The sequence below is a fragment of the Acinetobacter sp. ABJ-A23_2 genome, assembly GCF_044538765.1.
GTDB classification, from domain to species: Bacteria; Pseudomonadota; Gammaproteobacteria; order Pseudomonadales; family Moraxellaceae; genus Acinetobacter; species Acinetobacter nosocomialis_A.
Window position 1 is genome coordinate 95,237 of sequence record NZ_JBIUCP010000002.1, and the last position, 24,449, is coordinate 119,685.

28 protein-coding genes and 1 pseudogene are annotated in these 24,449 nt (G+C 40.2%); 13 read left to right on the top strand and 16 right to left on the bottom strand.

Annotated elements, in window-relative coordinates:
- Positions 1-25: 25 nt before the first annotated feature.
- Positions 26-805, bottom strand: coding sequence for an NRDE family protein (locus tag ACH63V_RS01350; RefSeq protein ID WP_396462548.1), 780 nt, complete (start codon positions 803-805; stop codon positions 26-28).
- 93 nt (positions 806-898) lie between these two features.
- On the opposite strand from ACH63V_RS01350, the gene lgt reads away from it, so the two are divergent.
- From lgt to msrA, 8 genes are all read left to right on the top strand, one after another.
- Positions 899-1,717, top strand: a complete 819-nt coding sequence (lgt, locus tag ACH63V_RS01355; protein ID WP_200000190.1) for a prolipoprotein diacylglyceryl transferase — start codon at positions 899-901, stop codon at positions 1,715-1,717.
- A gap of 73 nt (positions 1,718-1,790) precedes the next feature.
- Positions 1,791-2,150, top strand: coding sequence for a hypothetical protein (locus ACH63V_RS01360; RefSeq protein WP_032048365.1), 360 nt, complete (start codon positions 1,791-1,793; stop codon positions 2,148-2,150).
- An 11-nt stretch (positions 2,151-2,161) separates the two neighbouring features.
- Positions 2,162-2,527, top strand: a complete 366-nt coding sequence (locus tag ACH63V_RS01365) for a hypothetical protein (RefSeq protein WP_263612874.1) — start codon at positions 2,162-2,164, stop codon at positions 2,525-2,527.
- Positions 2,528-2,692: 165 nt separating this feature from the next.
- Positions 2,693-3,535: a thymidylate synthase gene (thyA, locus tag ACH63V_RS01370; protein WP_002115009.1), complete on the top strand. Its 843-nt coding sequence runs from the start codon at positions 2,693-2,695 to the stop codon at positions 3,533-3,535.
- A gap of 44 nt (positions 3,536-3,579) precedes the next feature.
- Positions 3,580-4,089 (top strand): dihydrofolate reductase, encoded by a 510-nt coding sequence (locus ACH63V_RS01375; protein WP_396462519.1) that lies wholly within the window; start codon positions 3,580-3,582, stop codon positions 4,087-4,089.
- A 14-nt stretch (positions 4,090-4,103) separates the two neighbouring features.
- Positions 4,104-5,159, top strand: a complete 1,056-nt coding sequence (locus tag ACH63V_RS01380) for a DUF4105 domain-containing protein (RefSeq protein WP_396462520.1) — start codon at positions 4,104-4,106, stop codon at positions 5,157-5,159.
- A gap of 138 nt (positions 5,160-5,297) precedes the next feature.
- Positions 5,298-5,795: an SRPBCC domain-containing protein gene (locus ACH63V_RS01385; RefSeq protein ID WP_396462521.1), complete on the top strand. Its 498-nt coding sequence runs from the start codon at positions 5,298-5,300 to the stop codon at positions 5,793-5,795.
- A gap of 135 nt (positions 5,796-5,930) precedes the next feature.
- Complete coding sequence (gene msrA, locus ACH63V_RS01390; protein WP_032048138.1) at positions 5,931-6,455, top strand: peptide-methionine (S)-S-oxide reductase MsrA; 525 nt, start codon at positions 5,931-5,933, stop codon at positions 6,453-6,455.
- Between the two features lie 57 nt (positions 6,456-6,512).
- Here the strand turns inward: msrA and ACH63V_RS01395 are convergent, their stop codons facing one another.
- The 5 genes from ACH63V_RS01395 to ACH63V_RS01415 form a co-directional block, all read right to left on the bottom strand.
- Positions 6,513-6,917 carry a biopolymer transporter ExbD gene (locus ACH63V_RS01395; RefSeq protein WP_004698850.1) on the bottom strand — a complete coding sequence of 135 codons (405 nt, stop codon included), beginning with the start codon at positions 6,915-6,917 and terminating at the stop codon, positions 6,513-6,515.
- Positions 6,917-7,537 carry a MotA/TolQ/ExbB proton channel family protein gene (locus ACH63V_RS01400; RefSeq protein WP_396462522.1) on the bottom strand — a complete coding sequence of 207 codons (621 nt, stop codon included), beginning with the start codon at positions 7,535-7,537 and terminating at the stop codon, positions 6,917-6,919. The genes ACH63V_RS01395 and ACH63V_RS01400 overlap by 1 nt, the downstream gene beginning before the upstream one ends.
- A 45-nt stretch (positions 7,538-7,582) precedes the next feature.
- Entirely contained in the window at positions 7,583-8,338 is a 756-nt protein-coding gene (locus ACH63V_RS01405) for an energy transducer TonB (RefSeq protein WP_263612871.1), read from the bottom strand.
- A gap of 389 nt (positions 8,339-8,727) precedes the next feature.
- The gene (purU, locus tag ACH63V_RS01410) at positions 8,728-9,591 is read right to left on the bottom strand and encodes a formyltetrahydrofolate deformylase (RefSeq protein WP_005066088.1); all 864 of its coding nucleotides are present in this window, start codon (positions 9,589-9,591) and stop codon (positions 8,728-8,730) included.
- Between the two features lie 74 nt (positions 9,592-9,665).
- On the bottom strand, positions 9,666-10,358 hold the full coding sequence (locus tag ACH63V_RS01415) for a TetR/AcrR family transcriptional regulator (protein WP_263612870.1): 693 nt from the start codon (positions 10,356-10,358) through the stop codon (positions 9,666-9,668).
- A 112-nt stretch (positions 10,359-10,470) separates the two neighbouring features.
- Here ACH63V_RS01415 and ACH63V_RS01420 point away from each other — a divergent pair, with 112 nt between their 5' ends.
- The 4 genes from ACH63V_RS01420 (at position 10,471) to ACH63V_RS01435 (ending at position 14,347) form a co-directional block, all read left to right on the top strand.
- The gene (locus tag ACH63V_RS01420; RefSeq protein WP_311087147.1) at positions 10,471-11,919 is read left to right on the top strand and encodes a coniferyl aldehyde dehydrogenase; all 1,449 of its coding nucleotides are present in this window, start codon (positions 10,471-10,473) and stop codon (positions 11,917-11,919) included.
- 167 nt (positions 11,920-12,086) lie between these two features.
- Positions 12,087-12,323 (top strand): 50S ribosomal protein L28, encoded by a 237-nt coding sequence (rpmB, locus tag ACH63V_RS01425; RefSeq protein WP_000048256.1) that lies wholly within the window; start codon positions 12,087-12,089, stop codon positions 12,321-12,323.
- Positions 12,324-12,335: 12 nt separating this feature from the next.
- On the top strand, positions 12,336-12,491 hold the full coding sequence (gene rpmG, locus ACH63V_RS01430) for a 50S ribosomal protein L33 (protein WP_001205031.1): 156 nt from the start codon (positions 12,336-12,338) through the stop codon (positions 12,489-12,491).
- Between the two features lie 146 nt (positions 12,492-12,637).
- Positions 12,638-14,347 (top strand): cation:proton antiporter, encoded by a 1,710-nt coding sequence (locus ACH63V_RS01435; protein ID WP_263612868.1) that lies wholly within the window; start codon positions 12,638-12,640, stop codon positions 14,345-14,347.
- Positions 14,348-14,383: 36 nt separating this feature from the next.
- On the opposite strand, the gene ACH63V_RS01440 is transcribed toward ACH63V_RS01435, so the two are convergent.
- The 10 genes and pseudogenes from ACH63V_RS01440 to ACH63V_RS01485 all read right to left on the bottom strand — a co-directional run bounded on the left by ACH63V_RS01440 (position 14,384) and on the right by ACH63V_RS01485 (position 23,336).
- Positions 14,384-14,662: a hypothetical protein gene (locus tag ACH63V_RS01440; RefSeq protein ID WP_002053465.1), complete on the bottom strand. Its 279-nt coding sequence runs from the start codon at positions 14,660-14,662 to the stop codon at positions 14,384-14,386.
- Positions 14,663-14,774: 112 nt separating this feature from the next.
- Positions 14,775-15,278, bottom strand: coding sequence for a DUF6586 family protein (locus ACH63V_RS01445; RefSeq protein WP_004710685.1), 504 nt, complete (start codon positions 15,276-15,278; stop codon positions 14,775-14,777).
- A gap of 80 nt (positions 15,279-15,358) precedes the next feature.
- Positions 15,359-15,718 (bottom strand): annotated as a pseudogene (locus ACH63V_RS01450) (ASCH domain-containing protein).
- 7 nt (positions 15,719-15,725) lie between these two features.
- Positions 15,726-15,965: an RNA-binding protein gene (locus ACH63V_RS01455; RefSeq protein ID WP_004698872.1), complete on the bottom strand. Its 240-nt coding sequence runs from the start codon at positions 15,963-15,965 to the stop codon at positions 15,726-15,728.
- A gap of 73 nt (positions 15,966-16,038) precedes the next feature.
- A complete protein-coding gene (locus ACH63V_RS01460; protein ID WP_396462549.1) occupies positions 16,039-18,018 on the bottom strand; it encodes an ATP-dependent helicase in 1,980 nt (659 codons plus the stop codon).
- Between the two features lie 116 nt (positions 18,019-18,134).
- Positions 18,135-18,707, bottom strand: a complete 573-nt coding sequence (locus ACH63V_RS01465) for an HdeD family acid-resistance protein (RefSeq protein WP_019458042.1) — start codon at positions 18,705-18,707, stop codon at positions 18,135-18,137.
- A 137-nt stretch (positions 18,708-18,844) separates the two neighbouring features.
- Positions 18,845-19,603 (bottom strand): hypothetical protein, encoded by a 759-nt coding sequence (locus tag ACH63V_RS01470; RefSeq protein WP_396462523.1) that lies wholly within the window; start codon positions 19,601-19,603, stop codon positions 18,845-18,847.
- 86 nt (positions 19,604-19,689) lie between these two features.
- Positions 19,690-22,326, bottom strand: coding sequence for a type I DNA topoisomerase (gene topA, locus ACH63V_RS01475; protein ID WP_311069530.1), 2,637 nt, complete (start codon positions 22,324-22,326; stop codon positions 19,690-19,692).
- Between the two features lie 35 nt (positions 22,327-22,361).
- Positions 22,362-22,811, bottom strand: coding sequence for a hypothetical protein (locus ACH63V_RS01480; protein WP_002053270.1), 450 nt, complete (start codon positions 22,809-22,811; stop codon positions 22,362-22,364).
- A gap of 147 nt (positions 22,812-22,958) precedes the next feature.
- Positions 22,959-23,336 carry a winged helix-turn-helix transcriptional regulator gene (locus tag ACH63V_RS01485; RefSeq protein ID WP_396462524.1) on the bottom strand — a complete coding sequence of 126 codons (378 nt, stop codon included), beginning with the start codon at positions 23,334-23,336 and terminating at the stop codon, positions 22,959-22,961.
- 99 nt (positions 23,337-23,435) lie between these two features.
- Here ACH63V_RS01485 and ACH63V_RS01490 point away from each other — a divergent pair, with 99 nt between their 5' ends.
- On the top strand, positions 23,436-24,443 hold the full coding sequence (locus ACH63V_RS01490; RefSeq protein WP_396462525.1) for a zinc-binding alcohol dehydrogenase family protein: 1,008 nt from the start codon (positions 23,436-23,438) through the stop codon (positions 24,441-24,443).
- Positions 24,444-24,449 lie beyond the last annotated feature (6 nt).

The window sequence follows — 24,449 nt, forward strand, 5'->3', positions numbered from 1 at the left end:
TGCCGATCACTTGATCGGCATTTTGTTAACGATTTAGAAGTATCTGCTGCTGTACAATTTGGCCGCTATGTTCACCTTGCTGGGTCTTTTCCAACCATATCCATTCATTATTGGTCATTCTTAAAAAATTCGAACACCGTGTTCCATATACGGGGCTTTGAATAAAAGTCGATGACAATAATTCTTCCATTTCCGGCTGAATGCCCGTGTTTGGCAACAATGCTGTGGTGACCTTACGCTCATCTTCTAAAATATCCCACGCTGCATGTTGCAAGCTTAACTCTTCTGTTTTGTGCTGATGCATAGGCAAGAACTCTTGCGTAAAACGGGTTCTTAAATGTCTGGTTTTCTCCCAGTGATCGGACATTAAACCATTCGAAACCACATACACGCCATTAGCTAATACTTGTGGGGCTTCACCACGGTTACTCATATAGACCGCCTGATCAGCAGTCCCCATAAACAGGTTAAAACCAGCAAAGTTCTGTTGCTGTTGTTCTAATTGTTGAGCAAAGCGAATCGGCAATAAATCAGACTCTAAAAAAGCCTGAACTAAATGACCACGAGAAGTCTCGTATTGCTGTTTATCACGCCCATCACGGAAATTGGTTAACACAGCCCATCGGCCCTGTGGCGTAATGCCCATCCAAGTACCACCTGACTGTAAGTCTTGCCCTGCAATGATGGGTGCATGTTCCCATTGATGCAACAATGCAGTTGGTCGGTGATAAAACTCATCACGGTTTGAAATAAGACACAAGGGCATATCATCCAGAACATGCCATGCTAAAGCCACAATACACATTGATTCTTGTTCCCTATGTTTACACATTGAATGTACAACATTTTTCACATCATTCCGCTACAATCTGTCAAAACGTAAGATCAAGGAGCAGCAATGCTGACCTATCCTAATATCGATCCGGTCGCAATACATCTAGGACCTCTTCAAGTCCATTGGTATGGACTCATGTATTTATTGGCATTTTTATGTGCTTGGGGGCTTGCTTCCTACCGTGCCAAACAGCGTGATGGCTGGACATCGGACATGGTTTCCGATCTGGTGTTTTACGGCGCCTTAGGTGTTGTACTCGGCGGACGTATCGGCTATGTGCTTTTCTATGAGTTTGATAAATTCCTTGAAAACCCAATCTGGTTATTCCAAGTCTGGACAGGTGGTATGAGCTTCCACGGCGGCTTCTTAGGCGTCATGATTGCAATGCTATTCTGGTGTAAAAAATATCAAAAAACATGGTTCCAAACACTCGACTTTATTGCCCCTTGTGTACCGACAGGCTTAATGTTCGGACGCTTCGGTAACTTTATTGGTGGAGAGTTATATGGCCGTGCGGTTACAGATCCGAATTATCCCTTTGGAATGATTTTCCCAACCGATCCATTACATTTGGTTCGCCACCCTTCTCAAATTTATCAAGCACTTTGCGAAGGTCTAATTCTATTCATTATCTTGTGGTGGTTTAGTTCAAAACCTCGCCCACGTATGGCCGTTTCAGCGTTATTTTTAATGGGTTACGGCGTTGCACGTTTTGTAATGGAATTCTTCCGTCAACCCGATGCCGACCAAGGTTTCATTTTATTTGGCTGGATGACTAAAGGTCAGATCCTTACCGTTCCAATGCTGCTCATTGGCCTTTGGATGATGTGGTATGCCTACCAAAAGAAAATTTATGACTGGGGCCCACAAAAGAACAGTTAACATCTAAATTAGAGGAGTTTCGGCTCCTCTTTTTTATGCTACAGTTTTTATCTCCCAAGAAAGAAGATACACCATGCTGGAATTCTGGTTTAACAAGCAAGTCCCGTCTTTTAAAAAATTAATGATCTTAATTATTACCCTATTAATCTGTATTGGGTTATATCAATATCAACCATTACCGTTAGATACTATTTTAATGTTTACGGGAACTGGGGTTATTTTTTTAATCTGCCGTTACTTTAAATTGCATTTTGCTCAAAGTAATCCAACCGGTTTACTTTACCGTCTATTTACATGGGTTCCTATTGCACTCTTGTTTGCACTTATTTTTGTGAAAGCCATGCCTAACTTACTTATTTGGGGCGTTCAAGGCATTGCATTTATGGCGCTTGCTGCTTTTATTTTTTCACCACAATCGTTATTTAACAAATAGGCTCCCGTTTTATGTTGGCTTATTGGTACAACGCACCGCGTCACATCAAACTCATCTTCATTATTGTCGTTTGTGCTGCAATTTATGTAGCCAATCAAGTCCAGCCTTTATCGCCGACTTACACTATTCTGAGCCTTGCGTTAGGTTTCGGACTTCATTTCGGGCAATATTTACAAACAAAAATTCCAGACCGTAGTTCATATAAATCTAACTTCCAGTTTCTGCTTAGAATTTATCCTCTTCTTATTGTTGCTATTGTGGTGTGGATATTGCCACCTCAGCACAATTGGATCGTAACGATACAAGCTTTAGGCTTTGTACTGGTTGGATTTTTTCTTGTTTCGATTTATCAAAATCGTGCCAAGCGTTTTGAATAATTACGCCTCTTGAAATGCCATAGAACTATTTTTAGATTTTCATCTTGGGCTACAACAGGTATCATCTTCAATGGTTCATGATGAAGCAGCTCTATTGCGTAATTATTTATCGTTGAGCTATCTCCCCCCTTTATTTTATGGAATTAATCCGAACTCGAGAGTGTTATGCGTGCATATTTAGACCTACTACAACATATCCTTGATAATGGCGGTGACAAAGGCGACCGTACAGGCACAGGAACCCGTTCTGTATTTGGTCATCAAATGCGTTTTGATCTCTCTAAAGGTTTTCCTTTACTCACCACAAAAAAAGTTCACTTCCGTTCTATTGTGATTGAGTTACTTTGGTTTTTAAAAGGCGACACCAACGTCCAATATTTAAAAGACAATAAAGTTTCAATTTGGGATGAATGGGCTACAGCAGAACAAACAGCTCGTTTTGGCCGCCCAGAACATGAACTAGGCCCGGTTTATGGCCACCAATGGCGTAATTTCGGCGCAACTAAAAATGCTGACGGTACTTATAACCAAGATGGTTTTGACCAAATTAAATGGTTAATTAACGAAATCAAAACTAACCCAAATTCGCGCCGTTTAATCGTTTCTGGCTGGAACCCGAATGAAGCTGGACAAGTTGCATTGCCACCTTGTCACACACTCTTCCAATTTTTCGTACAAGACAACAAATTGTCATGCCAGCTTTATCAACGTAGTGCTGACGTGTTCTTGGGCGTGCCATTTAATATTGCTAGCTATGCCTTACTCACCCATATGATTGCTCAAGTGTGCGGTTTAGGCGTAGGTGATTTTGTTTGGACAGGTGGCGATACGCATCTTTATGCCAACCATTTCGAGCAGGCACGACTACAATTAACGCGTGAACCATTACCACTTTGCCAATTAAAACTTAATCCGGAAGTTAAAGACCTTTTCGATTTCAAATTTGAAGATATCGAGATTGTAGGTTACGAGTCACATCCAGCAATTAAAGCTCCGGTTGCAGTATAACGACGGCTTAAATTTCATTAGATTACGGTTTAGAGAATAAGATTATGGCATGGCAAAATGTAGAAGTTGTCCACGTTGTCGCAATGGACAAAAATCACTGTATTGGTAAAGGCAATGCGTTGCCATGGCATATCTCTGCCGACTTAAAACATTTTAAAGAAATCACCCAAGGTGGTGTGGTCATCATGGGCCGTAAGACTCTTGAGTCTATGGGCCGTGCTCTACCGAACCGTGTGAACTGGGTGATTACCCGTGACATTAACTGGCACTTTGACGGCGTAAAAATTGCGTATTCAATTGAAGATGCTTTAAACGCAGCTTTAGAAGACGCCAAAAACACCGAAAAGCAGGCGCTTTTCATCATTGGTGGTGGTGAAATATTTAAGCAAACCTTGTCAATTGCAGACCGTCTCGAGCTCACTCATGTTGACTTAGATGTCCAAGGTGATGCACATTATCCAACTATACCGAGTGAATTTCATAAAACTGTGAGCGAGCAGCAAGTAGATGAAAAAACAGGAACTTCATTCGAATTTGCAACTTATAAAAAATAATTTTATGGCCGCCTATGCACAATATCGGAACACGTGAATTTATTATCGCCCTCCTCTTCGGCGCTTTACATGGTCTATTCACGTTGTTTATTGTGCTCTCCAGTATTTGGGTATGTTTAGCGCTTTGGGTGCAACAACCTTTTGGCTGGTTAGGCAGTCGCATTATTATCGGTATATGGATTGCCTTTGCATTAAGTATGGCTGGCTTATACTTCAATGGTCATATCATTAGCCGTCGTACAGATATCTTAATTTATCTTTTAGCTTTTGCCTGTTCTCTGGTTTGGTATTTCTCAATTACTGCACGTCAAGACCGTGACTGGAACCCTGAAGTTGCCAATATGCTAAGTTACGAAAAACACGGCAACGTTGTTACTTTGCATAATGTCCGTAACTTCAACTGGCATCCCGATGGTACTTATGACGTTCGCTGGGAAACCCGTACTTTTGACCTGAACCAGTTAAATGGCATAAATATTATTACTTCTTACTGGATGGGGCCACAAATTGCCCATACGCTGGTCAGTTTCGAATTTAAGAATCAACAGCCTTTAGTTTTTTCAATCGAGATTCGCAAAGAAAAAACTGAAGAGTTTTCGGCAGTGGGTGGCTTTTTTAGAAAATATGAACTGAGCTTAATTGCGTCCGATGAAAAAGATATTGTCTACACGCGTAGCAATATCCGTAAAGAGCAAGTTTATAATTTCCCAGTCAATATGCCACGTTCAGAACAAAAAGCGTTATTTTTAGAATATCTTAAAAAGTCAGATGAGCTACGTGCACAGCCAAAATGGTATAACACCCTCACAAGTAATTGTACAACCTTGATTTTTGATATGGTTCAAGCCATTAATCCATATCAGCTTCCTAAAGATTATCGTTTAATAGCCTCTGGTTATTTACCTAATTATTTATATGATCTTAAAGCGCTCAATCAAAATATTAGTTTAAAGCAGTGGTATCAAATCGCGCATATCAATCCACGTACTGAGCATTTTGAACAACTTTCAGATCAGAGTAGTGAACACTTCTCTCAAATTGTGCGACAAGGTTTACCCAAAGCTGACTAGAGTCTGCTTGATATTCTATAGGCTCATTTTCGCCAAATATTAGAAGAACACTTTGTTAGCTTTGAAAATAATTTGCCAGAATCACAAAGTAACTCCATAACTTAAATTAACCAGTTTTCTAATTAAAGGAAAATAATCATGACAGAAAAAATTACACCATTTAGTATTTCTAAAGTATTCAATGCACCTCGTGATCTTGTATTCAAGGTTCATACTGATATTAATCACTTACAAAATTGGATGAGTCCAAAAAATTTCAAAATCATTCATACCTCAATGGATTTTGGAGTTGGTGGAACTTATCACTATGGATTAGAAGGACCCGATGGAACACAAATGTGGGGTAAGCAAGTGTTTCGTGAGATTGTACCCAATGAGCGATTAACGTTTATTCAATCTTTTTCAGACAAAGACGGTAACAACACACGACACCCTATGTCACCGACATGGCCATTAGAAATGTTAGCAACCACAACTTTTGAAGATATTGATAATAAAACAAAAGTCACAATTACTTGGCAACCGTGGAACTCTGACGATATTGGGAACTCAACTTTTGATTCTGCTCGCGATGGAATGACACAAGGATTTAATGGCACATTCTCCAACTTAGAAGCGTATCTACAAACCCTTTAAATATTGAGGATCTGTTGGTGGCTATCGAAAACTAAATAAGTTATTCTCTTTTTCTTTACTTTTTTATACACGCTTTACTTTGTAATCTAGTTAGATAGACCCTATTGTAATAGGCAGGAAATAGAGGGAAAAACAATGCAACAGGCATTATTTGGCGGCGGCTGTTTTTGGTGCGTCGAAGCCGTATTTTTACAAATACGTGGTGTAGAAAAAGTAACAAGTGGTTATGCTGGTGGGCATACAACTCAGCCAACTTATGAGCAAGTATGTCAAGGTGACACTCAGCATGCTGAAGTGGTCCTTATTGACTTTGATGAACAACAAGTTACATATTCTCAGTTACTTGATGTCTTCTTTGCAACGCATGATCCAACGACTTTAAACCGCCAAGGTAATGATATTGGTACTCAGTACCGCTCTGTTATTTATTATTATAATGAAGAGCAAAAACAGGCAGCAGAACATACGATTCAAACGTTAAAAGATGACGATCTTGATATTGTGACTGAGCTGTCTCCTGTCCCGACATTCTATCCAGCCGAAGAATATCATCAGAATTACTATGCAAAGAACCCTTCACAAGGTTATTGCAACTTTGCGATTCCACCTAAGTTGCTCAAGCTGTATAGTAAATTCCAGCATCTGATGAAAGATCAATAAATCAGAGCAATAAAAAAGCAACCAACTTGGTTGCTTTTTTATTGAGTAAACTAAATTTTAGTTTTCACTTACAAAGGCAATATCGCTCAGTCCGGCTTCACTGGCGCGAGACATTACCTGAGCCACAGTATCGTACTTCGACTCTTTATCAGCACGAAGTTGAACCGTAGGTTTAACCTCACCTTGACCTGCTTCTTGGAAACGTTTTTGAAGCTCATCAAGGCTAATTACTTGAGTATCCCAAGCCACTTCACCATTTGCATTGATACTAATCGTAATCGCTTTTGGTGGTGGATCAATAATTTCAGCAGTTGTTTTAGGCAGTGTTAATGGAATCGATGGGTTGGCAACTGTTGCTGTGACCAAAAATATGATCATTAACACCAACATAATGTCGATTAGCGGAATGAGGTTCATCTCATTTATGCCACTATCGTGGTCTTCACCCAATTGAAAAGCCATTAAGCTTGACCTCCAACATAACTTTGTTCTGCAGTTTTAACATCAGACTTTACAGTTGAGTCTTGCTGCAACATTGTATCGATTAACAAACTGTGTGCTTGATCTTGTAAATCATGAGCAAGACCACGGTTAGCACGTACACAAATGTTATAAGCCAATACCGCAGGAATCGCAACTGCAAGACCAAGACCAGTCATAATCAGTGCTTCACCTACTGGTGTAGCCACTTGAGCCAATCCTGCTTGTCCGCTCTTACCTACAGCAACCAGCGCGTGGAAAATACCCCATACCGTACCAAACAAACCAACAAATGGTGCAATTGAAGCAATTGTTCCTAAAACAGAAATACCTTTCTCAGCATTGACTTTTTCAGCAGAAATTTGGCGTAATAATGCTTGCTCTGCAACTGCTTTACGCTGTTCAAAACTCAAAAGCTGTAACTTCGCTTTTAGCGAACTAATAGCTTTAGAGAGTTGAGCGTAAGCTTGTTGTTTTAGTTGGCGAGTCCCCATCAAACGTAAGATGAAAACTGTCCAAGTAGCAATCGACATTGCCAATAAGATGAAATACAGGGTTTTACTCACTGCATCTGCATGTTGCCAATAGATTGAAAAGTTCATATTCGAACTCCTGATTAAGGTTAGCCGTTGGGACTCAAATTTCGTTTAAGGGGTTAAATCAAACGGTTGCTCTGCTTTAATTGGATAAGCAACACCGTTTTCCATATAAGGTTTAAATTTTGCACCACGTACAGCACGGACTACTTTGTCATCTAGACTTGAAATGCCGCTGCTTCGGGTTACGCGCACATTGGTAATCTTGCCTTTTTCATCGGCTTCAATGAGTACAACAACTGAACGCGCTTCGCCTTGTAAATCTTTTGGTGAAACAGTCAAACGTGGTGAGCGACTCCACTGCACACCTGAACCACCAATTGAAACGCGTTTTGGTGATGGATCTGGCGCAGGTTGAGCTTTAGGTGCTTCTTGTACCACTGGTTTTGGCTTTTCAACGACTTTTTCAGTCACAGTAGTCGTTGGAGTAACTACTTTTGGTTCAACTTTAGGTTCTGTCTTTACTGTTTGTTTAGGAGTTTCAGCCTTTTTCACCTGCTGAATTTTTTCCACTGGTTTAGGTGGAATCACAGGTTTCTCAACAACCTTTACCTCTTTCACTTCTTTTTTGGGTTCCGGCTTTTTAGGCGGTTCTTTTGGTTTCGGTGGTAAAGGTTTTGGTTGTTCTTGAATTTTTACAAAGCGGACTTGTAAAGGCTTCTTGTCAATTGGCTTTAGTTCAGCAGGCTTAATGTGGCTAACTGCCCATAAGACCCCGATATGACCAATTGCAACCGCAATTAGGGCCGTGATGACTTTCTTTTTCATCGGATTGGGAGAGTTTAAGGCTGCGGAAGATTGACTCATAAGAATCTAATTACCTAATGGATGATGATCTCGACTTCAATTTATAGAAACGATTTCAAACATCGGATAGAACAATAAAGTGCCACAATAATAAATGAGAAGTGTTTTCATTTGCAACTAATTTTTTGCGAAAAACATTTCCTAGTATTGTGCAATCTAACTTCATAAAGTGATATCACCTTACTTTTCTCATGCTTAGACAACACACTAAAATTTGTTAGTTCCATAGACTACTTATCAAATCGTACTCAACTTAAAAAAACTTTAAGTAGTTACAATATTGAGAATAACCAATAGAACATCAAATTAAGGTTATGTTATAACATTTTAAATTTATTTTAGCCATAAAAAAGCACACTCAAAAGTGTGCTTTTAAAAAGATAAGGTAATTAGAAAACAACTGTCTTATTACCATCTACAATAATGCGGTCTTCCAAATGCCATTTAACAGCACGAGCCAATACATTACGCTCAACATCTTCACCAAGCTCACGTAACTGCTCAACGTTATAATCGTGGCTTACACGTTCAACGTCTTGCTCAATAATCGGGCCTTGGTCTAGGTCAGCAGTCACATAGTGAGCTGTTGCACCAATCAACTTCACACCTTTTTCATAGGCTTGCTTATATGGGTTTGCCCCAACGAAAGCAGGTAAGAATGAATGGTGAATATTGATGATTTTCATTTCCCATTTTGCAACAAAATCTTCGCTTAAAATCTGCATGTAACGTGCAAGAACTAATAAGTCGTTACCTTGCATCATTTCATCAATTTGAGCATAAGCTTCGGCTTTATTGTCTTTGGTTACTTTAATTACAGTAAATGGAATACCAAAGTTCTCAACAGATTCACGTAAATCTTCATGGTTAGAAATCACATGCGTAATTTCACAAGGTAAAGAACCACGCGCATGACGCCATAATAACTCAAGCAAAGCATGGTCGACTTTAGAAACTAAAATACCAACCTTTTTAATTTCGTTTACGAAAGCAAGACGCCATTGCATGCCATAACGTTCAGCAACGTTGGCAGCAAATGTTTGAATTAATGCATCTTTACGCGACTGTAAATGATCAAGTTCAAATTCAACACGCATGAAATAACGTCCGCCTTGAGCTTCCGTCGCATATTGATCAAGCGCGGTAATGTTTGCACCTTGATGGTACAAAAAGCTCGATACAGCCTGTACGATCCCAGGCTTGTCTTCACAAGTAATCAGTAAACGGGCTGTATTGGCAGTGGTCATATTCATTTTGTTAATATCACTTAATTGAGACAAATTTTTAATAAGCCGAGTATTCTAGCGCTCTAAATAAGCAAGCACAACTATTCATCTTTTAAGGATGACAAGCTTGCAAAAAGATCAGAAGGTCCAAGTGATTCGAGCAATTGTTCATAAGTCGCACGGCTTTCACCCATTAAATAAGGACCCTCTAAGAAAACCATTTGGCGTAATGCTTGCCAAACCCATTTTTCCTCAAGGTGGTTATTGTCACTAATATGGCCGGACATATATAAAAAGTTGGTCCAGTTGGTTAAGACAATCCAGAGGTTAATAATTAAAGCTTCAATTTCGGAAGCTGTCATTTTCATAAGACCCGCATCGACAAAGGCCTGATAAATTCTTTGTCCTTGCTGCATCACCTGCCCCGCAAAGCGCGGATAGATTTTCTTAAAGTCTTCGTTACTTTCAACTAAGTGATAAACATCGCGATGAATAAAGCGATAGTTCCACAACTGACCGCTGAGCACCTGAAAATAACTAATTTTGTCGTTGGTGGTTAATGGTCTGTCTTCAGGTAAAGAGAGCATTTCTAAAGTCTCGACCTGATACTGATACATTAATTCCTTAATAATTTCATGCTTGTTTCGAAAGTGATAATACAAGTTTCCAGGACTGATCCCCAGCTCTGCAGCAATATGATTGGTAGTGACAGACCGTTCGCCACGCTCATTAAAGAGCTGCAAACTGATTTGTAAAATCCGGTCTTTTGTCTTCAGAGCTTTAGGTAGAGACATTTTAATAACCTTCGTTAATTCATATGGTTAAGACTTGCACACAGAAACCAACTTGACTCTTTAGAGTATTTACTCTAAAAAATAAGTATATCAGTATATTTGGTAAGTACCGATGAACAGTCAAACAAAAACAAATCCAGAGACTCAGGTTCCTTATGATGTTAAGCATTTACAAGATTTGCTTGAGCAGCAAAAGATTGCCTACTTACGTCATCCGGTACCCACTGCTAAAGAGCGTATTGATCGTTTAGCTCGTCTTAAAAAAGTCTTGGTAAAATATCAAGATCAGATTGCCGAAGCAATTAACCTTGATTATGGCAATCGTGCCATTATGGAAACCAAAATTGGTGAGTTACTTACTTGTCTTGAACAAATCAAGTATTACAGTAAGAACCTAACCGGATGGATGAAACCATCAAAACGCCATATCAGTGTATTACATCAACCAGCAAAAGGTTGGGTACAATATCAACCAATGGGTGTAATTGGCATTATTACACCATGGAACTACCCGTTACTACTGTCTGTTGGTCCACTCATCTGTGCTTTAGCTGCCGGCAACCATGCCATGATCAAAATTTCGAGTGCATCTCCAAATTTTGGACAGATTCTTGAAAATGCACTTTCTGAAGCTTTCCCACAAGAACTGGTTGCTGTAGTAAACGGCGGTGGCGTCATTTCTGATGCGTTTAGTCATCTGCCTTTCGACAAAATGATTTTCACAGGCTCAACTTCCGTTGGTAAAACAGTCATGGCAGCCGCAGCTCAAAACCTTGTGCCAGTTATTCTTGAGTTGGGTGGTAAATCCCCTGCTCTGGTACATGCTTCTGTAGATATGAAAGATGTCGCACAGCGTATTGCTGTAGGTAAACTATGGAATGCAGGCCAAACTTGCGTTGCACCCGACCATATTTTCTTGCCACGCGGGAAAACTGCCGAATTTATCGAGAACTTTAAATTGATTGTGGCTGGAATGTATCCTCATTTCCGCAACAACCAAGACTACACTTCTATTATTAATGATAAACAGTACAACCGGATTCAAGGTTATCTTGAAAATGCCCGTGATCAGGGTGCTCGTATTGTTGAAATAAATCCGCAAAATGAAATTTTAGATGATGTCCGCAAAATTCCACCAACTTTAGTGACTGGTGTAACGACTGCAATGGATATCATGCAAAATGAAATTTTTGGCCCTGTGCTACCAATTTTAGAATATGACCAAATAGAAGAGGTCATTGAGTTCATTAATAGTCGTCCACGTCCTTTAGCAATGTATTATTTTGACTATGATCAGGCACGCGCCGATTATATCTCGCAGCATACTCATTCAGGACATTTCGGAATTAACATGGTCATTACCCATGTTGCTCAAGATGACTTGCCATTTGGCGGAATTGGGGCATCAGGTATGGGCAAATATCATGGACCAGAAGGCTTTTTTGGGCTTTCACATGAACGTTCGGTGATGTCAAATCCAAAACTTTATAGCCTGAAATACATTCTTCCACCGTTCAATAAACCAATTCATCGCTTCATTTCGAAAACCTTGTTGCGTTAACTGATCAAGGCATGATCTGTTACACTAGATCATGCCTCGTTTTTACCAATTTCGCTTGTCTTTTAATCGTATTTTTGGTATAAAACGCCCCTTGAATGAATTCATCCGTTTACATTTAGTATGACTGGCCACAGATTTGCTGTTGGCTAAATCAATGGAGTTACACCATGTCTAAGGTTTGCCAAGTTACCGGCAAGCGTCCAGTCGTTGGTAACAACGTCTCACACGCCAACAACAAAACCAAGCGCCGGTTCGAGCCGAACCTGCACCACCACCGTTTCTGGTTAGAAAGCGAAAAACGTTTTGTACGTCTTCGTTTAACCACTAAAGGTATGCGTATTATTGACAAATTGGGTATCGAAAAGGTTGTTGCAGACCTTCGTGCTCAAGGTCAAAAGATCTAAGGAGTCTGAGCAATGCGTGATAAGATTCGTCTCGTTTCTTCAGCTGGTACAGGTTATTTCTATACCACGACTAAAAACAAACGTACTATGCCGGAAAAAATGGAAATCAAAAAATTTGATCCAAAAATCCGTCAACACGTGATTTTCAAAGAAGCTAAAATCAAATAATTTTAGCGTCGAAAAAAACGACTTCTTTAAGAAGTCGTTTTTTTTGCATTTTTTTTATACCCGCCTTTTTGTTAAACTTTCTACATATTCCGCCTTGGCATTTTTTATGCTTGTCTTTAGCCTAACTCACGTAAAAGGAGTTTTTAGTGCCGCATGACGTAGATTTAATTATTTTACTTGCTGTTGGTTTCGGCGTTGCCCTCTTTTTTGGCTATATTGCCGCCCGACTACGACTTCCCCCTCTTATCGGCTATTTAATTGCCGGAATTATTATTAGTCCTAATACCCCTGGCATAGAAGCAGATATTCATCTTGCAAACCAACTTGCTGAACTTGGTGTAATGTTCCTCATGTTTGGCGTTGGGATGCATTTTTCATTAAATGATCTTTTACAAGTTCGACGTATTGCCTTACCTGGTGCAATTTTACAGATAGCCGTTGCCACCTTACTTGGCGTTGGCGTTTCAATGTTATGGGGCTGGAGCTTTGGTTCAGCATTGGTTTTTGGCTTAAGCTTATCGTGTGCGAGTACCGTTGTATTATTAAAAGCTTTAGGAGACCGTGGTCTTTTAGACTCTGTAAACGGCAAAATTGCTGTAGGTTGGCTGTTAGTTGAAGATTTAGTGATGGTACTTGTTTTAGTACTTCTTCCAGCTACAGCGGTTTTACTTGGTGGAAAAGCACCGGCAGGCGCAGAAGGAAACATCTGGCTAACGCTTGGAATCACCCTATTAAAAGTGATTGGCTTTATTGCCTTTATGCTGATTGTAGGTAAGCGTGTTGTTCCTATCATTATGCAGTTTGTTGCGCGTTTAGGTTCAAGAGAGCTATTTACGCTGACCGTTGTAGCAGCAGCTGTTTCGATTGCCTATGGCTCTTATGCCATCTTTGGGGTTTCAATGGCGCTAGGGGCGTTCTTTGCGGGTATGGTCGTAAAAGAATCAGACTTTAGCCACCGTGCAGAAGAAGAAACCCTTCCTTTACGTGAAATTTTCTCGATTTTATTCTTCGTTTCGGTAGGAATGTTGTTTGACCCACATATCCTTATCGAGCGTCCACTGCATATTTTGGCAGTTATCGCGATTATTATGGTGGGTAAAACGCTTGCTGCAATGGCGTTGGTTTTATTCTTCCGCTATCCAATTAATACTGCTTTGACCGTCGGGGCCAGCCTTGCACAAATTGGTGAGTTCTCATTTATTTTGGCAACGCTAGGTGTTTCTTTAGGTCTATTAACGCTAGAAGCTCAAAACCTGATTTTAGCAGGTGCCTTGTTCTCAATTACGCTTAACTCTTTTGTTTTCTCGGCAGTTGAACCTGTACAACGCTGGATTCGTGAACGCTCTCATTTAGCACGACTTCTCGAGCGCAGTGGTGATCCACTCGCGATGTTGCCAGATGAAGTTGACCAAGCTTATCTACGCGATCAAGTGGTGATTGTAGGGTATGGTGGTGTTGGACGACGTATTACTGAAAATTTAATTAATCAGAATATTAAAGTCGTAATTGCAGAAGAAAATCGTGAAATTGTAGAAAAGCTGCGTCAAGCAAATATTGCTGCCGTGAGTGGTGTCGCAACTGAACCTGGTGTTTTAATTCAGGCTCATATCATGCATGCACGACTATTGGTGATTTCCCCTATGGATATTTTAGATATTCACCGAATTGTGGATATTGCCAAACAATTAAACCCTCAAATTCAGGTTTTAATTTGTGCAGAAAGTAAAGAAGAAGCTGCCGTCATTCGACATGAAAATATTGGTGAAGTCTTCTATGCAAAAGAAGAAATGGCAAAGAATATGAGCCATCATATTTTAAATCAAATCGAACTCGCGCATCAGTCAACACATCATTAACGCATACAAAAAAGCGTACTCAAGAGTACGCTTTTTTTAACTTAGGAATTTAGGCTGCTCATCTACAACTTCAGCCTGCCATTCATTGACCTGCTTTTCGAGCAGTCCAAATAAAGCAGCTTGAATCATATGTTGGGCAACGATAGGCGTTTGCTCGCCTAATATCTCTTTTAGTTCATCACTAAATTGAATTTTAACCAAAGGCTCTTTTTCAGAACCAGCATTACGCAAGGCGAGCTCACCACCTTCGAGTTGGACTAACTCCAACACTGCTTCTTGATTTCCAAATAACTCTTTCAATTGCTGTATAGACATATACTTCCTCCATGTTTCAACATGGTGGCAAAGCACCCTTGCACTTTGCATCTCTCGTCTTATTTATATAGGCGCACTGGGATTAAATTTCAAGCGCTCAGACAGTTTAATTTTAGAACTCGACCATTTCGTTACGAAAACCATCAATTAAATGACTTAACTCTCTATGCCATTCACGCAAAATTTTCACATCAGGTAACCATGACTGGGGTCCCTGAGTCACTTTAATGATCAAATTAGAAGATGTTTCTTCTTCCGGTGTTGGTTCAGTGGGTTCCGGTGCATACTGACACATACGGTAAGCACGTTTTAACTCTGCCACAAAACCATCTTTTGCCAGTTGCTGTAAAACAGAAACTTCAGGAGAAACCTGTCCTTTTGCCGCCATATGCTCTTCAATCGATTTTAATGTCGGCTGTGAATCGTTTAAACGGTAGTAACGTACCAGTTCTTGCAAAAATGCCAGCATCGCACCATGCAAGTGAAAGACAGCTGTTTCACGATACGCTTGCACCTGCTGTACATGATCAGTTTGCTCTGCTTGTTGACACGCTAAGCGTGCAAAATAGAGTTTTTGATTGGTACGATCGGCATGATAACGAGCAACACGTGACATAACTAAACTTTCCTGTTCTAAAATTGCCATCAATATGGCTATTCTTAGCTTAACGACTCCATTGATAAAATCAACGTTATTTATGGAAAATCCAAAGTGACTTGATAAATTTTTCGTTTAGCCTGAACTTTCAACTGCTGCTTCACTGGACGCACATTACTCAGAACCCAAGCGAAATATCCTTCACTCCAACCAGTAGCACAGGCAGGTTCAATCTCATCATTTTGCCAAACATGAATAGAGACAATATCGGCCAAAGCGACAGCTATTCCCTCTTCTTCATCACCATCATTCATTAAAAAATTCTAGTTTTCAACAATTAATAGATCTTTAAGAGGTAATTCTGTAGGCACCCATGAACGGACTTCTATTGTCTTTACACCTTGGGCTATACGGGTGCCATTTAGAGCAACCATAGAAAGAGCTAAAAATTGTTGCATAAAAGCATTACTCTTCAGCGGCTTTAACGCGAATTCCGTAACCTTTTACTTTAAGTGTATTTAAGCCTTTAATGGCTTTGATCGCTTCACGTGGATTCGGCATTTCGACAAAGCCAAAACCTTTTGATTTACCTGTCTCTTTATCGGTTACAACGACGCAAGACTCAACTTTACCATAAGCCTTAAACAGCTCTAAAACTTCAGCTTCAGTCACTAAACGATCTAAATTACGAACTAATATTTTCATTTTCCAACCTTCATTGGCCTTCAAAATAAAGGCCAATATACATTTGAGTATTCACAGTGTCTTATACAGTAGTTTAGTCGAGATCGATACCAAAACCTAAGTTTACTGTTCGTGAAGTGTTCCATTGTTTTTTGGCAAATGGCTGTGGAACTTGACGATGAATTTTTGCCTGAACTAAATGCGCAGGTAGATCATTTAAGAAATAACTTTCGATTTTACGGCCTTGTTCATCATACGTGTCTTGTGACCATGTATTGAGATTTTGCTTGGTCAAAATCAATTCATTTTCCGCACGTGTTAATGCAACATACAATACGCGGCGTTCTTCTTCGACTTCATCAAAATCTCCCTGTGCCCTTGCATAAGGATATTGATTTGGAGATACATGCGGTACATAACATACTTTTTGCTCTGCACCTTTAGCCGAATGAATTGTAATTAAGGTTACTAAATCATCGTCGCCCGCTTTTTCAATTTCAGAAACTGAAATAGGTTCAAGCACATATTCTTCAAGAAACTCACCAAGCGATGCATGCTTACGCGCCAGTTGCTTAACCAGATCAAAATCTCTAGCGCGACGTGACCAGTCTTTAGTTTTATAGTTTTGCTCTAACTGTTCACTTAAGGCATCGAGTGCGAGACCAATACTTGCTTCAACATGCTGCTGTAGCACATCAAGCTGTTTCAAAATCAAAATAGCCTGTAAAGGGACTTTTCCATGACGCTCTAACCGCTGACAACGCTCTTCAACGTCAGCAATACCCATTAACTCTTGTGCTAACTTACTGGCCCCAACGTCACCAATTCCATCCCATAAAGTTAAAAAGCGCATCCACGCTAAGTCATCCTGCGGATTACTCACAATACGTAAGAGACTGAGCACATCTTTTACATGTGCGGATTCAAGTAACTTTACGCCACCAATAAAACGATAAGGAATTTCAGCTGCAATAAATGCCCCTTCCAGATAGCGAGCACTGTAGCCAGAACGAACCAACACCATATGGTCGTACCAATTTGCGCCCTGCTGATGTCGCTCTATTAAGTCTTGTGCAATCCAGTTGGCTTCTTCAAATTCATTACCAAATAAATGCAGTTGTGGCTTTTGCCCTTTGCCACGATGTGCCTGTAGCTGTTTTTCATAATCGATTGGACTATGCGCCAATAACCAATTTGATAAATCTAATATTTCTTGAGTCGAGCGGTAATTTAAATCTAAGGTATGAATAACCGCGTCAGGAATACGTTCTTTAAAAGAATGAATATTTTCGAAATCAGCACCACGGAAACCGTAAATTGACTGGGCATCATCTCCCACACAAAATAATTTCACCTTGCCAATCAAGGGCTGCAAAAGTGCCCACTGTAAAGGGTTGGTATCTTGCATTTCATCGACCAGCAAAGCTTGACAAAAACCTGCAACCCAATCTGTGAGTGCTTCGGAATTTTGCAAATGAACAGCGACAATCGACAAAATATCGTCATAGTCTAAAAAATTACGCTCTCTTTTACGTTGTTCATAGGTTTTCATTAGCTCCGCAATTTGTGCCTTGTACTCATATGCTTCAGGTAATTGCTTGAGTAATGCCTCTGAAAGCTTAGATTGCGTATTTCGGGCATAAGAATACAAATCACACAGCTCTGCTGCTTTAGGTAAAACGTTATCTTTGTCTTTACCTCTCAATAAGCGAAACATGAGTAACTGATCATCTCGATCAATAATACTAAATTGGGTCAAACCAAAAGCTTGTGGATTACGGCGTAGCAAGTACATACAAAAGGTATGAAAGGTTGATGCACGAAGGCCTTTGGCTTGTGCCCCCACATGCTGTTCAACCCTTGCCACAATTTCACTCGCAGCACGGCGCGTGAACGTTAAAATCTGGATTTGATTTGCAGGTAACCCCTGATCAATTAAATAAGCTGCGCGAGCAACAATGGTTTTAGTCTTGCCACAGCCTGCTCCAGCCAAAACCAGACAGTTTTGAGCCGTAGTCGTTGCTGCCTTTTTTTGCTGAGCATTTAATTCATTAATTAACTTTGCAAGACTCATAACACACATCGCTAAAACACCAAGGCGTAGTTTAACAGACCCATGCCATGAGATGGACCCTAGCTCACTAAAAACAAAAAAGGACACCTTAAGTGCCCTTTTATTCGCTATTTAATTTAAGAAACTGTTTTTGAGCTAGCAGGTAAATGTTTAATTGCAGAAGCAAGTCCTAAAAAGTTAATGCCCTGAAATAAAATATCTACTGCCAAAAACATTCCCAATACCCAAAATGGTGAGTCCTTAGAAACTAAAATTAAAATACCTGTAGCGAGGGTTAATAACCCTGAAAATAAGGTCCAGCCCCACCCTGCAATTGGTCTTAATAAAAATGCATTTATGGTGCGGATGACCCCAGCAATAATCAGTGCAATCGATAACAGGCTAGTTAAAACTACAGCTGTAGTCACAGGTGTAGAAAATGCGTAATAGCCAGCCATTAAATACAGCACTCCAAAAAGCGCCCATAGCCATCGGCTACCACCTTTAAATACACTTAAGGCAGCGATCAAATGCAGAACACCACCTATCATCATTAAAATACCAAATAGGAAAACAACCGAAAATGTTGCAAATGGTAATGAGCTAAATAAGACTAAACCGAAAATAATGAGCACGAAGCCTAATATTAGATACCATTTACGATCAGCATGTAGCTGATTACGAACTAAATCATTACCTACAGTTTTCATCATGGCTACTCTTATTATCAGGTATTAGGAAGTTTATATAATGTCATTATAGTGATGTACTTCACATTTATTGTCTGTATAAGATCTGCATCGTTTATTAACAATTGATGTGGATAAAACAGTATTTATCCACAATTTTATTTCAACCAACCAATTTCTTGAGCTGTTGGTAAACCTATGACTGTTTCTTGTAAATCACTCGGCATTTTATTGGTCTGCTCAGACAATGCTGTTCGGCCACCCATGATTTCTGCTAACTTTTGTGGGTAAAGAGGCACTTTTTCAGGTTCTGCATAACCTAATGGATAGATCGGCTGGCCTGTTGTTAAATCATATTTATCTTTTGCGCCAAAGCCATGCAACAGCTCATGAACAAGAACGACCTGATTTTCTGATGCCTGCTCACGTGTAGCAAACAAATTAACGCTACCAATACGGCCTTTTTCTAAAGCAGTCGAATGCACCAAAACTTTTTGATAACTTGGATCATAATAATTTAAATAAAGCTTGAGTGATGCTCCGCTATCTTCAGACTGTTGTTGTCGCCACGCATAAAAACGAAACTTTAAACTCCACCAAATTACATTCAGGATATTGGCATTTTGCGGAACCACAGGTGGTCTTTGCTGTAGTTCTTGACCTAAACGAATTTCAAAATTGCTGGGCTGCCCACGATAATGCTGTGACCATTCACGTAAATAGCTTTTGAGTGTTTGGAAATCAGCGTTTTGTAGCTGATGAATATAAGCTTGTGTGGTTTGTAAGCCATCCGCATTTACTGGGTGCAATACCACGATAACAGGCTGGTTCCAATCTTGGTTCTGGTCACGCCATGCCTGAACCGCAACGATTAATAAAATAATCAATAAACACAAAATCCGAATGTTTTTCCACATTCTTTTTCCCCATAAAAATTAAATTTTCTTTTATTGTTGTTGATATAAAAAATGCTAGCTGAGCTAGCATTTTTCATCTGTCTTATTTAGCCTTCAATCCATTTACCGTCTTGATAAATCAGACTCCATTTAGTTTGTTTACCTTCTGGTGTTTCAGATCCTACATACTGTGATTGGTTCTTACGACTAAACTTCACAATAGTTGGATTACCTTCAGGGTCTACATCTGGAGCTTGTAAAATAAACTGGTATTTTGGATCAAGTTGGTCAGCCACACTACGAAGCTCAGCAACTTTTGGTGCACGTGTTTCACGAATTTTCGGGAACTTACTTGCAGCCAAGAACAGACCAGCCGCGCCATCACGTAACACGAAATAGTCATCATGCTTGGTTGAACGCAAATGTTCCATCTTGATTGGTTCTACACGTGGTGGTGCAGGTTGACCACTCTTCAAGACTTTACGAGTATTGTCACAGCTTGTACAAGCGAAATACGGGCCGAAGCGACCAGTTTTAAGCTGCATTTCACCATCACATTTATCACATGGAATAGTTGGGCCATCATAACCCTTAATCTTGAACTCGCCTTCTTCAAGCTCATAACCATCACAATCTGGGTTGTTACCACAGACATGTAGTTTGCGACCACCATCAATGACGTAGCTGTCCATTGCTGTACCGCATTTTGGACAACGATGCTTTGACATCAAGTCAGCCGTTTCAGCTCCATCATCATCAGATAACGCTGCTAAAGACTCAACTGGCGTTAAGTTCAAGGTTCCTTTACAACGTTCTTTAGGTGGTAAGTTATAACCTGAACACCCTAAGAACACGCCTGTTGTACCCGTACGAATTTGCATTGGACGTGAACATTCAGGGCAATGTACTGCTGGTACTTCAACTGGCTGATTACGGCGCATGCCTTGCTCGCCTTGAGCATTGGTCAAACGCTTTTTAAAATCACCATAGAATGTGTCTAACAATTCTTTCCAGTTGCGCTCACCTGTAGCAACTTTATCGAGCTGTCCTTCAAGGTCGGCTGTAAACGCATAGTTCATCAGGTTATTAAAACTTTCATCAAGACGATCTGTCACGATCTCGCCCATCTTCTCTGCAAAGAGACGGCGATTTTCTAATTTGACATAACCACGTTCTTGAATCGTAGAAATAATGGCAGCATAAGTTGACGGACGGCCAATACCACGCTTTTCAAGTTCTTTTACTAAAGATGCTTCAGTAAAACGAGCTGGTGGCTTGGTAAAGTGCTGACTTGGGTCTAGCTTCTCTAATTTTAAAATTTCACCTACTTTAATTGCAGGTAAAATAATGTCGTCGTCAGATTTGTTAGCACCACGAACTTTTGTAAAGCCATCAAATACAAGCGTACGGCCTTTTGCCTTTAATTCAACATTGCCCGCTTCAACGGTTAAAGTTGAAGATAGGTATTCTGCTGGTGTCATTTGGCAAGCAACAAATTGACGCCAAATCAAATCATACAAACGCTGAGCATCACGCTCTACACCTGCAAGCTGGTCACCTGTAAGTGCAACATTTGACGGACGAATTGCTTCATGGGCTTCTTGAGCACCCGCTTTATTACCATAGCGATTTGGTTTTGCCGGTAAGTATTTCTCACCAAACTGGCTTTCAATATGAGCACGAACCATATTTACAGCGTCATCACTCAAGAATGTTGAGTCCGTACGCATATAGGTAATAAAACCAGCTTCATACAAACGCTGCGCCAGCATCATGGTTTTCTTCACAGAGAAACCTAAGCGTGTACTTGCAGCTTGTTGTAAAGTTGAAGTGATATATGGTGCGCTCGGATTCACCTTAGTCGGCTTATCTTCACGCTGTGCAACTTTATATTCAGCGTTCTTTAAAACTTCTAATAAAGCATCAGTTTCAGCTTTATTTTTCAGTTTAAGCGTCTTACCTGCTTGTCTAACTGCTTCAAGACGGATGTCATCTTTTTTGGCTTGCGTATCTGCAAAAACTTGCCAATATTCTTCTGGAATAAAAGCACGAATTTCACGTTCACGTTCAACAACAAGCTTTACAGCCACAGACTGTACACGACCTGCCGACAAACCACGTGCAATTTTTTCCCAAAGTAATGGCGAAACCATGAAACCCACAACGCGGTCCAAGAAACGACGCGCTTGCTGTGCATTCACACGGTTTAAGTCTAAGCGAGTTGGTTGTTTAAATGCTTCTTGAATGGCATTTTTAGTAATTTCGTTAAATACCACACGGTGATAACGACTATCGTCACCACCAATCACTTCGCGTAAGTGCCAAGCGATTGCTTCCCCTTCTCTATCCAAGTCCGTTGCGAGATAGATTGCATCTGCATCTTTTGCAAGTTTCTTGAGTTCAGCAACAACATTTTCTTTGCCAGGTAGAACTTCATAGTGTGCCTTCCAGTCATGTTCCGGATCGACACCCATACGATTAATCAGCGCAGATTGAGCTTTTTGTTCTTTTTCAGCTTCAGTGAGTTTTGTCCGGGCAGCCGGCTTTTTCTCTGTTGATTTGCTGCCGCCTGTTGGCAAGTCACGTACGTGACCCACAGAAGACTTAACAATGTACTGCGAACCTAAATATTTGTTGATGGTTTTCGCTTTGGCAGGCGACTCCACAATCACTAAGGCACGTTTATGTGCAGCAGAGGCAGTAGATGCTGTGCTTTGAGATGCAGAGCGCGAGGTATTCGCCATATAAAATGTTATTCCTATACCAATAAATTTAAAAATCAGGCTTCAGCCAAGGCCAACAGATAAGCCTTCATCTCATCTAATTGCGTGGCTTTTAGGTCCGATTCCTCATCCCAATAAAGGCCTACACAGTTTGCCTGCATATCAATAGCATAAATCCCTTTTAATGCAATGGGAGAATCATTAAATTTCTCATCACCCTGCACTACTTTTAATTTTCCGTCTATAACACGAGCACGCATGAGCGTTAAACGAGCATCGGGGATCAATACGCTATAATAAGCAACCATGCTGGCACGCTTTTCAGTTGCCATCGGGACATGTGTCCATTCAGGTGCGGCAATTATGCGTGGATGTAGCCCCATTTTGCGGGCTTTGTCTCGCATAATACCTAGTGCCTTTTCACGTGGACTCACTCTTAAACCAAAAATGGAGCCTAGTACGAAAAGAACAATGATAACGGTAACCCAAATTCCGATATTGTCCATAGCAAAACCTATTAATCTCTTTTATTAGAGTTGCATAAGCTGACCAGAAAACGCAAGTTACATCATAAAAATAATGTCCAATTAACCGACGAGGTTAAAAACTACAACATTTCCTCATAGATATTCTTAGCAATCTAGGCACAATATTTAGGCGCTCTTTTCAGTTTCAAGAGTAGATAACTTACCAAACCGATCCAGATGTGCATCTCCCCACATTTTTAATGCAAGAAGAATCTGCTCCAGCCCACGCCCCAAATCAGTCAGGCTATATTCCACTTTAGGAGGTACTTGAGGATAAACCTCTCGGTGAATAATGCCATCTTGTTCTAACTCGCGAAGCTGATTGGTCAGCATTCTTTGCGTAATGCTTGGAACTCGTTTACGAATTTCATTGAACCGTAAAGTTCCTTCATTTAATAAATGCCAAAGAATGACACATTTCCATTTGCCATCAATCAAACTGATCGCGGCTTCAACTGAGCAACCCGGTGAGCAGTCAAAACTTGAATGTCGAGCTTTTGCCATTTTACAGTATCCTTTTTGACACTATGAGCGTTATTTGTCTGTAGTCACTATTTTTAAGCTTACGTTATGATCAAACTCTCAACAAGAGGAATCACAATTATGAAAGCTGTGGCATATCAAAAAGCAGGTCCCATTACATCGCCAGAATCACTCGTTGATATTGAACTCGACACTCCCGTTGCAGAGGGCCATGATTTGCTTGTTCGCGTACAGGCTATTTCGGTCAATCCAGTCGATACCAAAATACGTAAAAATGTAAGTGCTGAATCTGGCTGGAAAGTGCTTGGCTGGGACGCTGTAGGTGTGGTTGAAGCGACTGGAGATAAAGTCACTCAATTTAAAGTAGGTGATGTTGTCTGGTATGCAGGCGCTTTAAATCGCCAAGGCACTAATAGTGAATTGCAATTGGTTGATGAACGTATTGTGGGTCATAAACCAAAAACTTTAGAAGCATCTGAGGCTGCTGCTCTTCCTTTAACCGCAATCACGGCTTGGGAGATGTTATTTGATCGTCTGCAAGTTCCAAAAAATGCAACAGCTCATACAACTATTTTAGTGATTGGTGGAGCTGGCGGTGTAGGTTCAATTACCATTCAACTTCTTAAACAATTAACTAACCTTACGATTATTGCGACAGCTTCACGAGCAGAAACTCAAAACTGGGTTAAGCAACTTGGAGCAGATTATGTGTTAGATCACCGTCAACCTTTAGCCCCACAAATCAAACAATTAGACTTAAATGCACCTTTATATGTGTTCTCGACCACACAAACAGATCAGCATTTAGCAGATATTGTAGAGTTGATTGCACCTCAAGGCCATTTTGGTTTAATTGATGACCCTGAACAGTTAGATATTAAACCGTTTAAATCGAAGTCTGTATCGGTGCATTGGGAGTTTATGTTTACGCGTTCAATGTTTCAAACTGAAGATATGCAAAAACAAAGTGAAGTATTAAATGAAGTCAGCAAGCTGGTTGATGAAGGGAAAATCAAAACGACAGTGACTGAAGTTTTAAGTCCAATTAATGCAGAAAACTTAAAACAGGTTCATCAGCAAATTGAGAGTGGTACGACAAAAGGTAAGATTGTCTTACATGGCTTTTAAGTAAAA

Bases quoted from the DNA above. Each gene is read 5' to 3' on its own strand.
- ACH63V_RS01455 (WP_004698872.1), bottom strand. From the start codon at position 15,965: ATGAAAATATTAGTTCGTAATTTAGATCGTTTAGTGACTGAAGCTGAA.
- ACH63V_RS01485 (WP_396462524.1), bottom strand. From the start codon at position 23,336: ATGGCAAAAGCTCGACATTCAAGTTTTGACTGCTCACCGGGTTGCTCA.
- ACH63V_RS01400 (WP_396462522.1), bottom strand. From the start codon at position 7,537: ATGAACTTTTCAATCTATTGGCAACATGCAGATGCAGTGAGTAAAACC.
- ACH63V_RS01465 (WP_019458042.1), bottom strand. From the start codon at position 18,707: ATGAAAACTGTAGGTAATGATTTAGTTCGTAATCAGCTACATGCTGAT.
- ACH63V_RS01415 (WP_263612870.1), bottom strand. From the start codon at position 10,358: ATGTCTCTACCTAAAGCTCTGAAGACAAAAGACCGGATTTTACAAATC.
- ACH63V_RS01360 (WP_032048365.1), top strand. From the start codon at position 1,791: ATGCTGGAATTCTGGTTTAACAAGCAAGTCCCGTCTTTTAAAAAATTA.
- ACH63V_RS01380 (WP_396462520.1), top strand. From the start codon at position 4,104: ATGCACAATATCGGAACACGTGAATTTATTATCGCCCTCCTCTTCGGC.
- purU (WP_005066088.1), bottom strand. From the start codon at position 9,591: ATGAATATGACCACTGCCAATACAGCCCGTTTACTGATTACTTGTGAA.
- lgt (WP_200000190.1), top strand. From the start codon at position 899: ATGCTGACCTATCCTAATATCGATCCGGTCGCAATACATCTAGGACCT.
- ACH63V_RS01480 (WP_002053270.1), bottom strand. From the start codon at position 22,811: ATGGACAATATCGGAATTTGGGTTACCGTTATCATTGTTCTTTTCGTA.
- ACH63V_RS01350 (WP_396462548.1), bottom strand. From the start codon at position 805: ATGTGTATTGTGGCTTTAGCATGGCATGTTCTGGATGATATGCCCTTG.
- rpmB (WP_000048256.1), top strand. From the start codon at position 12,087: ATGTCTAAGGTTTGCCAAGTTACCGGCAAGCGTCCAGTCGTTGGTAAC.
- rpmG (WP_001205031.1), top strand. From the start codon at position 12,336: ATGCGTGATAAGATTCGTCTCGTTTCTTCAGCTGGTACAGGTTATTTC.
- ACH63V_RS01420 (WP_311087147.1), top strand. From the start codon at position 10,471: ATGAACAGTCAAACAAAAACAAATCCAGAGACTCAGGTTCCTTATGAT.
- ACH63V_RS01470 (WP_396462523.1), bottom strand. From the start codon at position 19,603: ATGTGGAAAAACATTCGGATTTTGTGTTTATTGATTATTTTATTAATC.
- ACH63V_RS01395 (WP_004698850.1), bottom strand. From the start codon at position 6,917: ATGGCTTTTCAATTGGGTGAAGACCACGATAGTGGCATAAATGAGATG.
- msrA (WP_032048138.1), top strand. From the start codon at position 5,931: ATGCAACAGGCATTATTTGGCGGCGGCTGTTTTTGGTGCGTCGAAGCC.
- ACH63V_RS01365 (WP_263612874.1), top strand. From the start codon at position 2,162: ATGTTGGCTTATTGGTACAACGCACCGCGTCACATCAAACTCATCTTC.
- ACH63V_RS01385 (WP_396462521.1), top strand. From the start codon at position 5,298: ATGACAGAAAAAATTACACCATTTAGTATTTCTAAAGTATTCAATGCA.
- topA (WP_311069530.1), bottom strand. From the start codon at position 22,326: ATGGCGAATACCTCGCGCTCTGCATCTCAAAGCACAGCATCTACTGCC.
- ACH63V_RS01375 (WP_396462519.1), top strand. From the start codon at position 3,580: ATGGCATGGCAAAATGTAGAAGTTGTCCACGTTGTCGCAATGGACAAA.
- ACH63V_RS01460 (WP_396462549.1), bottom strand. From the start codon at position 18,018: ATGAGTCTTGCAAAGTTAATTAATGAATTAAATGCTCAGCAAAAAAAG.
- ACH63V_RS01440 (WP_002053465.1), bottom strand. From the start codon at position 14,662: ATGTCTATACAGCAATTGAAAGAGTTATTTGGAAATCAAGAAGCAGTG.
- ACH63V_RS01445 (WP_004710685.1), bottom strand. From the start codon at position 15,278: ATGTCACGTGTTGCTCGTTATCATGCCGATCGTACCAATCAAAAACTC.
- ACH63V_RS01405 (WP_263612871.1), bottom strand. From the start codon at position 8,338: ATGAGTCAATCTTCCGCAGCCTTAAACTCTCCCAATCCGATGAAAAAG.
- ACH63V_RS01490 (WP_396462525.1), top strand. From the start codon at position 23,436: ATGAAAGCTGTGGCATATCAAAAAGCAGGTCCCATTACATCGCCAGAA.
- thyA (WP_002115009.1), top strand. From the start codon at position 2,693: ATGCGTGCATATTTAGACCTACTACAACATATCCTTGATAATGGCGGT.